This window comes from Plantactinospora sp. CNZ320 (assembly GCF_002846275.1).
Window position 1 is genome coordinate 4,947,751 of sequence record NZ_PJMP01000001.1, and the last position, 14,076, is coordinate 4,961,826.

General features: G+C 71.9%; 10 protein-coding genes. 6 read left to right on the forward strand and 4 right to left on the reverse strand.

What is annotated here, in order from left to right:
• Positions 1-112: 112 nt before the first annotated feature.
• Positions 113-2,917, forward strand: a complete 2,805-nt coding sequence (locus CLT71_RS22060) for a tetratricopeptide repeat protein (protein WP_101368777.1) — start codon at positions 113-115, stop codon at positions 2,915-2,917.
• A gap of 159 nt (positions 2,918-3,076) precedes the next feature.
• On the opposite strand, the gene CLT71_RS22065 is transcribed toward CLT71_RS22060, so the two are convergent.
• On the reverse strand, positions 3,077-4,093 hold the full coding sequence (locus CLT71_RS22065; RefSeq protein ID WP_143743791.1) for a WD40 repeat domain-containing protein: 1,017 nt from the start codon (positions 4,091-4,093) through the stop codon (positions 3,077-3,079).
• Positions 4,094-4,342: 249 nt separating this feature from the next.
• On the opposite strand from CLT71_RS22065, the gene CLT71_RS22070 reads away from it, so the two are divergent.
• Positions 4,343-7,609 (forward strand): UvrD-helicase domain-containing protein, encoded by a 3,267-nt coding sequence (locus CLT71_RS22070; RefSeq protein WP_199187676.1) that lies wholly within the window; start codon positions 4,343-4,345, stop codon positions 7,607-7,609.
• A 74-nt stretch (positions 7,610-7,683) separates the two neighbouring features.
• On the opposite strand, the gene CLT71_RS22075 is transcribed toward CLT71_RS22070, so the two are convergent.
• Both CLT71_RS22075 and CLT71_RS22080 read right to left on the reverse strand, forming a co-directional pair.
• On the reverse strand, positions 7,684-8,415 hold the full coding sequence (locus tag CLT71_RS22075; protein ID WP_158242277.1) for an A24 family peptidase: 732 nt from the start codon (positions 8,413-8,415) through the stop codon (positions 7,684-7,686).
• The gene (locus CLT71_RS22080) at positions 8,412-9,533 is read right to left on the reverse strand and encodes an EamA family transporter (protein WP_101368781.1); all 1,122 of its coding nucleotides are present in this window, start codon (positions 9,531-9,533) and stop codon (positions 8,412-8,414) included. Before CLT71_RS22080 ends, CLT71_RS22075 begins: the two co-directional genes overlap by 4 nt.
• Before the next feature lie 83 nt (positions 9,534-9,616).
• On the opposite strand from CLT71_RS22080, the gene CLT71_RS22085 reads away from it, so the two are divergent.
• The 3 genes from CLT71_RS22085 (at position 9,617) to CLT71_RS22095 (ending at position 12,778) form a co-directional block, all read left to right on the forward strand.
• Positions 9,617-10,378 carry an LppU/SCO3897 family protein gene (locus CLT71_RS22085; RefSeq protein ID WP_101368782.1) on the forward strand — a complete coding sequence of 254 codons (762 nt, stop codon included), beginning with the start codon at positions 9,617-9,619 and terminating at the stop codon, positions 10,376-10,378.
• Between the two features lie 148 nt (positions 10,379-10,526).
• A complete protein-coding gene (locus CLT71_RS38155; protein ID WP_486483390.1) occupies positions 10,527-11,282 on the forward strand; it encodes an LppU/SCO3897 family protein in 756 nt (251 codons plus the stop codon).
• A 233-nt stretch (positions 11,283-11,515) separates the two neighbouring features.
• Positions 11,516-12,778: an ATP-binding protein gene (locus CLT71_RS22095; protein WP_101371682.1), complete on the forward strand. Its 1,263-nt coding sequence runs from the start codon at positions 11,516-11,518 to the stop codon at positions 12,776-12,778.
• A gap of 55 nt (positions 12,779-12,833) precedes the next feature.
• Here the strand turns inward: CLT71_RS22095 and CLT71_RS22100 are convergent, their stop codons facing one another.
• Entirely contained in the window at positions 12,834-13,373 is a 540-nt protein-coding gene (locus tag CLT71_RS22100; RefSeq protein ID WP_101368783.1) for a GNAT family N-acetyltransferase, read from the reverse strand.
• Between the two features lie 83 nt (positions 13,374-13,456).
• Between CLT71_RS22100 and CLT71_RS22105 the strand changes: the two genes are divergently transcribed.
• Complete coding sequence (locus tag CLT71_RS22105) at positions 13,457-14,002, forward strand: DoxX family protein (RefSeq protein WP_101368784.1); 546 nt, start codon at positions 13,457-13,459, stop codon at positions 14,000-14,002.
• Positions 14,003-14,076 lie beyond the last annotated feature (74 nt).

Consider the following 14,076-nt stretch of genomic DNA (forward strand, 5'->3'; position numbering starts at 1 on the left):
AACCGCCAACAGCGTCAGCTATTCACCCGGCGGTTACTGATCCGACCTCCACCCGCCGTTCCACAACGATCGGTCCGGGGTCGCCCTCGATGCTGACGACGGAGGAGCCGACATGGCCAAGGCGGTTGGCAGTCCGCCGGATCCGCGCGGAGCCACAACCACGGGTACGTTCCTGGTCGCCCTTCGCCAGTTGCGCCTCTGGTCGGGCTTCACCTACCGGGGTCTCGCGGCCAACGCGCGCAAAGCCGGAAGATCGCTGCCGGCGAGCACCATCGCCACCGCGCTGGGCCGGGCCAGCCTGCCACGCAGGGAGATCGTCGAGCTTTTCGTGCAGGCGTGCGGCCTGGACCGGGCATCGGCGGCGGAATGGGTTTCGGTCCGCGACGCGCTTGAGGTACGCGACGCCCTGGAGGTTCGCGACGCCCTGGAGACACGCGATGCGTTGGGGTTAGGCACCGCGACGGCCTCGGGCGCCGGGCACGAGGATCCGCGATCCGTGCTCGACTGCGGCCGGCCGGCCGGCACCGCACATCAGCCGGGGACAGGGCCACCACCTCCGGTGGAGCTGCCGGCGTACCACGTTCCGGTGCCGTCCATGCTGCCGGCGGACATCGCGGACTTCACCGGACGCGTCACCGAGGTACGGCTCCTGTGCGACCTGCTGACCGGATCGGCGGGCGACGGTCGACAGCCGACCGCACCGAAGATCGTGGTGGTGGCGGGCATGGGCGGTGTCGGCAAGACGAGTCTGGCCGTCCATGCGGCACATCTGGTGGCCGACGAGTTCCCCGACGGCCAACTCTACGCAAACCTGCGCGGTGCGGGGGCGTCGGCGCTGAGCCCACCGGAGGTGCTGGCCCGGTTCCTCCGGGCACTGGGTGTGCCTGGCCGGGCGATCCCCACCGATCCGGTGCAGTGCGCCGACCTCTACCGCAGCCACCTGGCCGGTCGCAGGATGCTTGTCGTGCTGGACAACGGTGCGACCGAGGACCAGCTCCGCCCGCTGCTGCCCGGCAGTGCGACCTGTGCGGTACTGATCACCAGTCGGGCCCGGCTGACCGGGCTCGAAGGCGTCCAGCGGATCGACCTCGACGTGTTCTCCCGGAGCGAGGCGATGAACCTGCTCGCCGGGGTGACCGGTCGGGAACGGGTACTGGCCGAGGTGCCCCAGGCGGCCGAGATCGTCGAACTGTGCGGGCGGCTTCCGCTCGCGGTGCGGATCGCCGGCGCACGACTGGCGGCCCGTCCCGCGTGGCGGCTGACCCATCCGGCGCGACTCCTCGCCGACCAGCGTCGACGTCTGGACGAGCTGACCACCGGTGACCTGGCCGTGCGGGCCTCGCTCGCGTTGAGCTACACCGGGCTCGACGAGGAGACGCGTCGACTGTTCCGGTTACTCGGCGTGTTCGCGGTACCGGATTTTCCCGCCTGGCTTGCCGCTGCGGTGCTCGACGCCCCGCTACCGTACGTTGTCGAACGGCTGGAGGCCCTCATCGACGCGCAGCTGCTCGCCGCCTGCGGTACCGACCCGGCCGGTCAACAGCGTTACCGGTTCCACGATCTCGTCCGGCTGTTCGCCTCCGAACGGGCCGAGTTGGAGAGTTCGCCGGACGCCGTGACGCAGACGCTGGTCCGGGGCATGGGAATGTGGTTGGCGATCGCGGAGCGGATGGCCGCAGCCATGCCCGGCCCCTGTTACGCCCCGATCGGCGGCCCGGCACCACGGTTCGCCGTTCCCGGCGCCCTGGAATGCCTGGCGGGGATCGACCCGAGCATCTGGTTCGACACCGAGCGCGCCGCGCTGATCTCGGTGGTTCGGCAGGCCTGCGCGCTGGGCCTGGACGACCTGGCCTTCGACCTCGCCGGGCGGCTGGAGAAGTACTTCGACATCCGGGGTATGTATTCGGACTGGGCCAACCTGAACACCGAGGTCATGGCCGCCTGCCGACGCAGCGGCAACCGGCTCGGCGAAGCGGTCATGCTGCGCGGACTGCTCGACGTCACCACCTGGATCACCGACGGGCGGCCCGGTGACGCGATGGGTCGGCTGCACTGCCAGGCGTCCAGGCTGCTGGAAGCGTTCGACAGCCTCGGCCACGAGCAGGGGGCGTCGGACGCCGCGGTCATGTGCTCCTGGGCGCTGACCGCCCTGGGCAGGTACGACGACGCGATCCGGATGGCGACGGACGCGCTGCACCGGGCCGAGCGCTCCGGGCACAAGGGCGGCGAGCTCAGGGCCTGTCTCGCGCTGGCGGTCGCGCACCACGAGAGCGGCCAGTACGAACTCGCGGCCACCCACCTGCCGCTCGCCCTCAAATACGCGCGAGAACTGGGCAATTCCCGCTGCGAGGCGACGGTCCTCCAGTTCGCCGGGATAGCGCACCGCGCACTGGGCATGTACGACAAGAGCCAGCAGTTACTCGACGAATCGGTCTCGATCTCCCGGAATGATCGCGACGTCTACACCGAGGTGCTGACCGTGCTCGCGCTGGCCCGGCTCCACTTCCAGCGCGACGATCCGCGTGCCCGTCCGGCGCTGGAACTCTCGATCCGGCTCAGCCGGGAACACCGGATGACCCACCATCTCGCCGAGGCCCTCACGATCCTCGGCGAGCTGGAGTTGGCCGAGGGAAGCGCCACCACGGCGGTCTGCCGTCTGGAGGAGGCCGTGGCGATCTGGCGTACCCGTGGCTGGCACTCCCGGCAGGCGACGGCGTTGACCATTCTGGGCCGGGCCTACACCGCCACCGACTCGAAAGCCGCGCGGACGGCGTTCGGCGAGGCCCGTGCCATCCTCCGGCGGCTGGGCCAACCGGACCGGGCCGACGAGCCGACGGAGGGGCCGGCGTCCCGGACGGCCAGTGTGAGGGCGGCCGGCCGGGACTCCACCCGTCGTAAGGAGGCTCATCGAACTTGAGCGGGGTCGGGTGACCTTCTGGCCACGGGGTGGAGGCCGGAGGGGCCATAGGGGCGTGAGCGTGATGCCTGTGACTCATCATGATGACTCACAGGCATCACGCTCGTTGCGGCAACTGCTTCGAGACGTCGTCCCTACCCCGTTTCCCTGGCGACTCGGTTATGAGCTCGGCAGACCCCAAACGCGTATCACGCCGTCATAGCCGGCACTGAGCACCACATCGCTGCCGCGCAGCACCGTGGTCCGCACCGCCATCACGTGGCCGTCGTGGCCGGCCAGCGGGCTACCGACCGCAACGCCGTCGGCCAGGTCCCAGACGCGTACGGTCGCATCCTCGGATCCGGTCACCGCAAGGGGCCGGCCACCGACCGTCGCGGTGTCCATCGCGCGGATCGTGGCGTCGTGCGCGTTGATCGGCTCGTACCTCGGTTCGATCGCGTCGTCCGCCTGTTCCCGTTCTCCGGCCGGGTCGGGCAGTTCCCATACCCACAGTTGTCCGGGATCGACCGCCGCGACCACGGCGGGGCGATCGTTGACGCGCGACCACGAGACGACCCAGGCTGACTCGGTCGCCTTGAACACCTGTTTTCGGTCGGGCCGAGCGAGATCCCAGACCAGTACGCTCGACCCGTCGGCTCCAGCGACCAGGGAGCGGCCATTGATCTCTGCGGTGGCGAGGCTCCAGACGTGCACGTGATCCGCCAGCAGTGCCCAGGAGTCAGAAGACAAGGGCTCCGCCCACAGCACGACTTGATCGCAATTGTGGTGCGCGGACACGAACCTGGCCGACCCCGCACCTCGCACGGCGGCGACGGCCGAAAGGTAGTCCTCGCCGAAGCTCGCGCGTCGAAGCAGCTCACCGGTTTCCAGGTCCCAGAAGGCGACAGGCTGTTCGTCATGACCAGCGGCCAACACCATCCGCCCGCCGATAGCGGTCACCGCCACCTGGTCGATCTGATTCTCGGCATCCGGGTAATCGTCGACAATTTCTTCGTCGTATCCGAACGGCAGCGGCCGTTGCCGCCAGACATCCCGCAGCGGATCCCAGTTCCACACGCCATCATTTCTGTCGACGCAGACGACGGAGGGATCGCCGTTCATCGCCACCACCGCGAGATCCACGATCGGCGCTGACGATGGTATTGCACTGGCGAACAGGAGCGGCTGCTCAGACATTCAGCGGATCTTACATGGAACGTGGTGGTCGATTCGCATTCCACAGTGTCGGCCTTCGGCCCAGGGCGTCGAGTTGCGATGCCGCCCGCACGATGCAGGCGTACGATGACGGGTTCGCCGGCATAGTGGCGATCGAGCTGGGTGACCAGCGGCCCGGGCCAGCGCCGGTGGCGGCGGCCAGCGGCGGCGGGAAATCACACTTTCGCGTGGCGACACGCGCTCGCGTACGGGTCCGTGACAGGATGCGGCGTGTCTCCGTTGCGCGCCGCACCCGCTGACGGCTCCCCCTCCGCCGCCCTGCCCTTCGTCGCGGACCTGCACATCCACTCGAAATACTCCCGTGCGTGCAGCCGTGACCTCACCATGCCGAACCTCGCCTGGTGGGCCCGGCGCAAGGGGATCAGCCTGCTCGGCACCGGTGACTTCACCCACCCTGCCTGGTACGAGCACCTGCGCGAGTCGCTGCACCCGGCCGAGCCGGGGCTCTACCGGCTCAGCCCGGAGGCGGAGCGGGACATCGCCCGTCGGCTGCCGCCCCGGCTGGCCAGCGTGGCCGAGGCGAGCCCGATGCGCTACATGCTCAGTGTCGAGATCTCGACCATCTACAAGCGGGACGACCGGACCCGCAAGGTGCACCACCTGATCTACCTGCCCGACCTGGACGCGGTGGCCCGGTTCAACGCCACGCTCGGCCGGATCGGCAACATCGGCTCGGACGGGCGACCGATCCTCGGCCTCGACTCCCGGGACCTGCTGGAGATCACCCTTGAGGCCAGCCCGGACGGCTACCTGGTGCCGGCGCACATCTGGACCCCGTGGTTCTCCGCGCTGGGCTCGAAGTCCGGCTTCGACGCGATCGCGGACTGCTACGCCGACCTCGCCGAGCACATCTTCGCGGTCGAGACCGGGCTCTCCTCCGACCCGGAGATGAACTGGCGGGTGTCGAGTCTGGACCGCTACCGGCTGGTCTCCAACTCGGACGCGCACTCCCCGCCCGCACTGGCCCGGGAGGCGACCCGCTTCGCCACCGACCTCGACTACTACGCGGTACGCGAGGCGCTGCGTACCGGGGACGGACTGGCCGGGACCATCGAGTTCTTCCCCGAGGAGGGGAAGTACCACGCGGACGGGCACCGGCTCTGCGGGGTCAACTGGGAACCGGCCCGGACCCGGGAGGCGGGCGGGCGCTGCCCGGAGTGCGGCAAGCCGCTCACGGTCGGCGTACTGAGCCGGGTCGAGGACCTCGCCGACCGGCCGGACGGGCACCGGCCGGTGAACGCGCCGCAGGTCACCCACCTGATCCAGCTCGCCGAGATCCTCGGTGAGATCAACAACGTCGGGCCGAAGTCGAAGACGGTGGAGGGGCAGCTCAACACCCTGGTCGCCGGCCTCGGTGCCGAACTGGACATCCTCACCGTCACGCCTGTCGACGAGATCCGCCGGGTCGGCGGCGAACCGCTCGCCGAGGCGATCACCCGACTCCGGCGCGGCCAGGTGCGCCGGGTCCCCGGCTACGACGGCGAGTACGGCGTGATCACCCTCTTCGAGCCCGGTGAACTCTCGTCCGGCTCCGGCGGTGGTGGCCGGGGCGGCGCTGGGCAGGCGGAGACGCTCTTCGCCGACGCGCTCTTCGACGTACCCGTGCCACGACAGCGACCGCCCGCGGAGCCGAAGGCGCCGGCCCGGCCCGCCCGGTCGACGGCTTCGGCGCCGGCCTCCCCGGCGGAGCCGCGCCGCCGGCCCCGGGCCGCCGCCCCGCCGGCCGCACCCGTGCCGCCGCTCGCCCCGCCGCCGTCCCCGCACGAGCCGTTCGAGCCGATGCTCGCCGGCATGGAGGAGGTCGGCACCGGGCTGCTGGACCGGCTCGACGCGATGCAGCGGGTCGCCGCCTCCGCACCCGGCGGGCCGCTGCTGATCGTCGCCGGCCCCGGTACCGGCAAGACCCGCACCCTCACCCACCGGATCGCGTACCTCTGCGCCGAGCTGAACGTCTATCCGGAACACTGCCTGGCGATCACCTTCACCCGGCGGGCCGCAGAGGAACTGCGGCACCGGCTGGACGGGCTACTCGGGCCGGTCGCCGAGGACGTCACGGTCGGCACCTTCCACTCGCTCGGCCTGGCGATCCTGCGGGAGAACGCCCGGGCCGCCGGCCTGCCCGACGACTTCCGGATCGCCGACGACGCCGAGCGGGCGACCGCGCGGGCCGAGGCCGGCGAGGACGACGCGGCCTATGTGAAGCTGCTGCGCGGCGCCGACCTGGTCGACCTCGACGAGCTGGTCACCCTGCCGGTGGCGCTGCTGCGCGACGACCCGGAGCTGGTCGAGCGGTACCGGGACCGGTGGCGGTGGATCTTCGTCGACGAGTACCAGGACGTCGACGCCACGCAGTACGAGCTGCTCCGGCTGCTCAGCCCGGCCGACGGCAACCTCTGCGCGATCGGCGACCCGGACCAGGCAATCTACTCGTTCCGGGGCGCCGACGTGGCGTACTTCCTGCGCTTCTCGCAGGACTTCGTGGACGCCCGGCTGGTCCGGCTGACCCGCAACTACCGCTCGTCGGCGCCGATCCTGGCCGCCGCGGTGCAGGCGATCGCACCGTCCACGCTGGTCCGGGGCCGCCGCCTCGACCCGGCCCGGCTCGACCCCGAGGCACCGCTGGTGGGCCGCTATCCGGCGGCCTCCGTCGCCGACGAGGCCGATTTCGTGGTACGCACCGTCGACGAACTCGTCGGCGGGCTGTCGCACCGCTCGCTCGACTCCGGTCGGATCGACGGCCGGACCTCGAACGTGTCGTTCTCCGACATCGCGGTGCTGTACCGCACCGACGCACAGGCAGCGCCGATCCTCGACGCGCTGGCCAGGGCGAACATCCCGGTGCAGAAGCGCTCGCACAACCGGCTGCGGGACCGCCCCGGCGTGTCGGTGATCGCCCGCGAGCTGCGGCACGCCGACGGGCTCGGTGGCTCGGTCGCCGCCCGGGTACGCCTGGCCGGGCAGGTACTCGCCGACCGGCACGCCACCCCCACACTGGACGCCACCGGCGGGATCGGCCCCGACGACATCTGGACGGCAGCCGACCTGCTCACCCCGCTCGCCCGGCGCTGCGGCGACGACCTGGAGATGTTCCTGTCCCAGTTGGCCACCGGTGCCGAGGTGGACGCCCTCGACCCGCGCGCCGAGGCGGTCACCCTGCTCACCCTGCACGCCGCCAAGGGCCTGGAGTTCCCGGTGGTCTTCCTGCCCGGCTGCGAGGACGGGCTGCTGCCGCTGCGCTTCCCCGGCTCGACGCCGACCGAGGAGGAGGTCGCGGAGGAGCGCCGGCTCTTCTTCGTGGGGCTGACCCGGGCACAGGACCGGCTCTATCTCAGCCATGTAGGCCGGCGGCTGCGGCACGGCCAGGAGCGGGACTGCGTACCGTCGCCGTTCCTCGACGCGATCGACGCCGGGCTCTTCGAACGGCTCGGCGACAACGCACCCCGCCGACCGAAGGACCGCCAGCTCCGGCTGCTCTGAGGTGTGTTGGGTGCCATCAGCGCGGTTAGCAGGGGGCCCTTCTATAACAGAAAGCGATAATAGGGGGCCCTTCCTTACGCCAGGAGCACCGCGCCGAGTGCGCCGACCAGCATCGCCGGGCCGTGCGGCAGGTGGTCGTGGCGGCCGATCCGGTGCAGCCGGAGCAACACGGCGGCGTACCCGCTGGCCAGCAGCAGGCCGGCCAGCGCGCCGGTGAGGGTGGTGCTCCAGCCGTACCAGCCGGTGGCGAAGCCGAGCCCGAGCGCGAGTTTGACGTCCCCCGGTCCCAGCCCGCCGGGGGAGAGCAGGACCAACCCGAGGTACGCCCCGGCCAGCGCCAACGCGCAAACCGTCGCCACCGCGTACCGGCCGAACTGGCCGGAGGTGACGGTGGCCGCGCCGAGCAGCCCGGCGAGACCGGCCGCCGCCGGCAGGGTGAGCCGGTCGGGAAGCCGCCGTACCGCCACGTCGACGAAGCCGAGCACGATGCCGAAGCCGGCGATCCAGGCGTACGCCAGCAGCGGGAGTACACCGTCGACCCGGGCGGCGAGCGCGGCGAAGACAGTCGCGGCGACGAGTTCGACCAGCCCGGCGCGCGGGCCGACTGCTCCCCGACAGCGCGGACAGCGTCCGGTCGGCGGCAGTACGCCCAGTAGACTGCGCCGGTTCGGCGTGCCGAGCGTTGCCGCGCAGTGCGGACAGTTCCGCCCCGACCCGGGTACGGCATACCGGAAGACCTGCCGACGCAGCAGCGGTCCGAGCAGGACTCCGAGGAGTCCGGCCGCCACCACCGCGCCCGGTGTCACGTCCCGCCCTGCCCACGGGTCGCGGCGCCGGCCGGGGATGGGCCGGGCGGGGATCCTGGGCGTTCGGTGGAGACGACGAGGGCGACGCCGAGCACGATCACCGCACCGCCGAACAGCACCTGGCCGGTCACCGACTCGTCGAGCAGCAGCGCGCCGAGGGTGACCGCGACCACCGGATTGACGTAGGCGTACGTCGCTACCAGTGAGATCGGCGCGTGGTGCAGCAGCCAGACGTACGCGGTGAACGCGACCAGCGACCCGGCCAGGGTGAGGTAGCCGAGCGCCAGCCACGAGCGGGTGCTGACCGCGCCGAGGTCGAGGCCGTGCGCCTCGCCCCGGGCGACACCGAGTACGGCCAGCACCACCGAGCCGCTGAGCATCTCGTAGACGGTGGCCACGAACGGGTCGCGGGGCATTCTGAGCCGGCCGGAGAGGAACGAGCCGACGGACCAGCAGATGGCGCTACCGACCACGGTCAGCGCCCCGACGATCGGTGCCGCGCCGGCGCCTCCGGTCGGCAGTACCAGCAGCACCAGGCCGGCGAAGCCGGCACTCACCCCGAGCAGCGTGGCCAGCCTGGGCCGGTCACCGGTACCGGCCCGGAGCAGCACCACCAGCAGCGGCACGATGGCGACGAGCAGTGCGGCGATCCCGCTGGAGACCGCGACCGACGGTGGACCCGATTCGGCCAGTACCACCAGCCCGTTCCCGCCGGCCAGTAGCAGTACGCCGACCAGCGCGGTGCTGCCCAGCGTGCGGCGGGTCACCCGCAGTACGCCGGGGCCGCGCCACAGCCGCAGTACCACCGCCAGTACCCCGGCGGCGACCGCGAACCGGGCGGCCGCCGACAGCAGCGGCGGCAGTGTCTCCACGGTGATCCGGATGCCGAGGTAGGTGGATCCCCAGACCAGGTAGACGATGCTCAGTGCGATCCAGATCAGTGCCGAACTGGTCGGCGGTGCCGGTGTCGGGCCGGTCGACGCGACGGTCTGGTCACCCGGGCCGGCGTGTCCTGGCTCGCCCGGACCGGCGCGTCCCGGCTCGCTCGGAGCGCGTTCCGGCTCGACCTGGCCGGCGCCGGCCGGCGACGTTGGCGCGCTTCCGGGAGGTGAGCTCATCAGGGGGCAGGCTACGGTGACCCCAGCAACTCGTCCCAGGCGAGTGGCGCGCCTCTCACCGATGCGTACCAGGAGGACAGTCGATGGCCAACTACGGACCGCCCGGCGGACCGTATCCCGGTCCGTCGCAGCCGTGGAACGACCCGGACCGGCAGACCACAGGCGAGTTCGGCCAGCCGGTCGACCCCTGGGGCGATCAGGACCAGCCGAGCGGGGCGGGGCACTGGGGTGCTGCGGACCAGCCGAGCGGGGCGGGGCACTGGGGTGGCGGGCAGCCGTCGGCGCCGCCAAGCGGCTGGACCGCCTCCAGTACCGACCCGGTCTGGGCGACGCCGGCCCCGGATCCCTCGTGGTCCACCTCGGCGCCCGATCCGATGCCGAAGGGCGGCGGCAGCCGGACGTTCGTCGCCGTGCTGGTCGGATTGGCGGTGCTGGTCCTCGGCGGTGCCGCGCTCGGCGTCTACCTGGTGGGCCGGGACAAGGTGCCGTCGGAGGCCCAGCCGCCGGTCACCGAGCAGACCGAGGAGCCGACCGGCCAGCCCAGTGCCCCGGCCGAGCCGGCACCGACCACCGCGCCGGCCGCGCCGGCCCCGCCGTCGACGGACGCGCGGTTCGTCAAGGCCGGTCAGTGCGTCCGGAACGAGGGTACGGAGGCGGCGCCGAAGCTGGCGATCACGGACTGTGCACCGCAGACCTACGAGGTGCTCGCCCGCTACAACGGTGTCACCACCGGCGCCCCGGACGCCAAGACCAAATGCGCTCAGGTGCAGAACTACACGAACTTCTACTTCTTCAACAGCGAGCTGGACGAACTGGACTTCGTGCTCTGTCTTCGGAAACGATAGTTCCGAGCGGTGTCGCCAGCCGGCACCGCGACGAGACCAGCGGAGGTTCGAGCGACCTGCCGCTTGGGATCCGCCCATCCCGACCCCTGCGCCAGCCGCCCCAGGGTTCCACGACGCGGTCGGAGCGCCCAACCGCCCCTGGAGAAGCATGTCGATTTACGGAACGCCCACCGGAGGGCAGCCCGACGACCCCAACCAACCCCCGTCGTATCCGCCGCCGGCCGGTTACCCGCCGCCCACCGGACAGCCACCGCCCGGTTACCCGCCGCTGGCCGGGCAGCCACCGGCCGGGTACCCACCGCCGGTCGGTGCCGGGCACGGGCAGCCGGGCGACGCACCGGGTACGGGCTGGGATCAGCCGCCATCGAGCGGTGGACCGTACCAGGCGGGTACCGGGTACGGCGCTCCCGGTGGACCGGCCACACCGTACGGACCGACCGGCGCACCGTACGGTCCGACCGGCGCCCCGCCGAAGTCCGGCCGTGGTCTGAAGATCGGCCTCATCGTCGGCGGCATCGTGTTGCTGCTGTTCTGTGCCTGTGCCGGCGCCGGGGTGTGGTGGCTGGTCGACCGGGCCGGCGACGACTCCGGGCCGGGCGTCGGTGCCCCCACCCCGGCCGGTTCGGCCGGCTCCAGCCCGAGCCGCCCCGCCGGCACCCCTTCCTCGGATCGGTACGCCAAGGGGGACTGCCTGGTCAACGACGGCACCGACGACGATCCGGAACTCCGCAAGGTGCCGTGTGGGCCGGACACCTACGAAGTGCTGTCCCGGATCCCGTTCACCACCGACGCGAGCCAGTGCAGGAACGACCCGATATTCGGCTCGTCCGAGGCGGACGCCAACTACGTCCAGGACGACCCGCTGGACCTGGGCGACTACGTGCTCTGCCTGAAGCGACGCTGACCAGGCCGAGGCGGATCGGTGTCGGTCGGGCAGCACTGCGTCGGTAGACAAAACTAGGGCTGTCTAGCATCCATGCTAGACAGCCCTAGTTTCAGCTCGACAGTCCCGCTCGACAGTCCGGCTGTCGTCCGGCTCCGGCCGGGGCGGCGGCGCGCCACTGATACCCGAGACACGAATACCCTGCTCTACGGATGTCTAGCGCTCCGGCTAGACGGCCCGATAGCGTGCGATACGTGGATCCGGTCCGCAACCCGTACGCGCCGGGCGCCGGCCAGCGCCCGCCCGAACTCGCCGGGCGGGGGCGGGAGCTCGAGGTCTTCGACATCGTCCTGGAGCGGATCGCCCGGGGCCGCCCCGAACGCAGCCTGGTCCTCACCGGTCTGCGCGGAGTCGGCAAGACCGTACTGCTCAACACGCTCCGCTCCCAGGCGATCAACCGACTGTGGGGAACCGGGAAGATCGAGGCCCGGCCCGACCAGTCGATCCGCCGCCCGGTCGCCGCCGCCCTGCACATGGCGATCCGGGAGTTGGCGCCCCGACACCGGGCACCGGACCGGATCGACGACTTCCTCGGCGTACTCAAGGCGTTCGCGCTGCGCGCGGCTCCGGCCGGCTCGGGGCGGGGTGCCGGGGCGACCCGGCTGCGGGACCGCTGGCAACCCGGCATCGACGTACCGGCGGCGACCGGGCGGGCGGACTCCGGCGACATCGAGATCGACCTGGTCGAACTCTTCACCGACGCGGCCGAGGTCGCCGCCGACGTCGGCACCGGGGTCGCGGTCTTCCTCGACGAGATGCAGGACCTCGGTCCCGAGGACGTCTCCGGGCTCTGTGCGGCGTGTCACGAGCTGTCCCAGCTCGGCGCGCCACTGATAGTGGTCGGCGCCGGGCTGCCGCACCTGCCGGCCGTACTCTCCGCCGCCAAGTCCTACTCGGAGCGGCTCTTCCGCTACCAGCGCATCGACCGGCTGGACCGGATCGCGGCCGACCAGGCGCTCTGCGCCCCCGCCGCCCGGGAGCAGGTCGAGTACGAGCCGAAGGCGCTGGACCTGCTCTACGAGAAGTCCGGTGGCTATCCGTACTTCGTCCAGGCGTACGGGAAGGCGACCTGGGACTCGGCACCCCGGTCCCCGGTGACCGCCGCCGACGTACGGGTCGCCGCGCCCGAGGCCGAGGCAGAGTTGGCGGTCGGGTTCTTCGGTTCCCGCTTCGAGCGGGCGACTCCGGCGGAACGGGAGTACATGCGGGCGATGGCCGCGCTCTCGCTGGTCGAGGCGCCGGACGGCGACCACGGCAGCGGGGACGCGCACCGGGACGACCTGGACGCCGCCGTCTCCACCGCCGAGATCGCCCGCTCGCTCGGGCGCAAGCCGGCCAGTCTCTCGCCGGCCCGGGACGCGCTGATCAAGAAGGGGCTGATCTACTCCGGCGAACGCGGCACGGTGGCCTTCACGGTCCCGCACTTCGGCCGGTACCTGCGGACCCAGCCGGCCTGACCGGCGCCACCGCCCGGCGCCCCGCGACCGGCACCACCCGGCAGGCCGGCGGCTCTCAGACCTGTGACCAGGGTGCCGGAAAGGTCACCTCGCCACTCGGCACCGGGTCGTCGGAGCCGTCCACCGTCGGCAGCACCAGCACCTGCCACGGATCGCCCAGCCCGGACCACGGGCTGGTCAGCCCGAACCCGGCGGCCGGCTCGAACCCGAACCGGCGGTAGTAGGCGGGGTTGCCGAGCACCACCACGAGGCGCTCACCGAGCTCGGCGGCGGCGTCGAGCGCGGCCCGGACGACGTCCTGGCCGTAACCGCGACGCTGCCGGGTCGGCCGCACCGCCACCGGGCCGAGGGCCAGCGCCGGAACTCCGCCCGGCCACACCTTGACCCGGCTCAGCAGGGCGTAGCCGACCAGTTCACCGTCGACCTCGGCCACCATGGACAGCTCGGGGAGCCAGGCGTCGCTGCCCCGCAGCGCCTCGACGAGTTGCACCTCCGGGGGCAGCCGGGTGTCCGGACTGGCGAACGCCTCGGCGACAAGTTGCCGGATCGCCACGGCGTCGGCCGGACCCTCGGCGCGGAGTCGCACGGTCGTCACAGCTCGCGACGGTACCGCGACCGCGCCGCCCAGTCTCCCACTTCGAGGGGTGAAAGGCGCCGCGAACGGGTAAGAGTTGAGCCATGAAACCCGTACGCACCGTGGCCCGTACCCTGTTGAGCACGATCTTCGTGGTCAGCGGCGCCCGCGCCGTGGCCAACCCCGAACTGCACGTGGACCGGGCGGAGCGGGTGACGGACAAGGTCGCCCCGCTGTTGCAGGGCATCCACGAGGGAATCCCGACCGATCCGACGAGTCTGGTCCGGGCCAACGGCGCCGCCCAGCTGCTCGGCGGGCTGATGCTGGCCACCGGGCACTTCACCCGGCCGGCGGCAGCCCTGCTGGCCGGCACGCTGGTCCCGACCACCATGGCCGGGCACCGGTTCTGGGAGCAGGAGGACCCGGCGCAGCGGCGACTGCACCAGGTCCACTTCATGAAGAACCTCGGGCTGATCGGCGGGCTGCTGCTGGCGGCGGCCGACACCGAGGGCCGGCCGGGCCTGGGCTGGCGGGCCAGCCACGCGGTGGGTGGCGGCCGTCGACGGGTACGCCGGGCGGTGCGCACCGCTCGCCGGGACGCCCGGATCGCCGTACGCTCCGCAGCGGCCGCCCGTAGGCTGCCCGGCTGACCTGGGCTGAGCCGCCGCCGAGGCGGTACGGGGATCACCGAACGAGCACGCTCCATGCCGGACATATGCTAGTT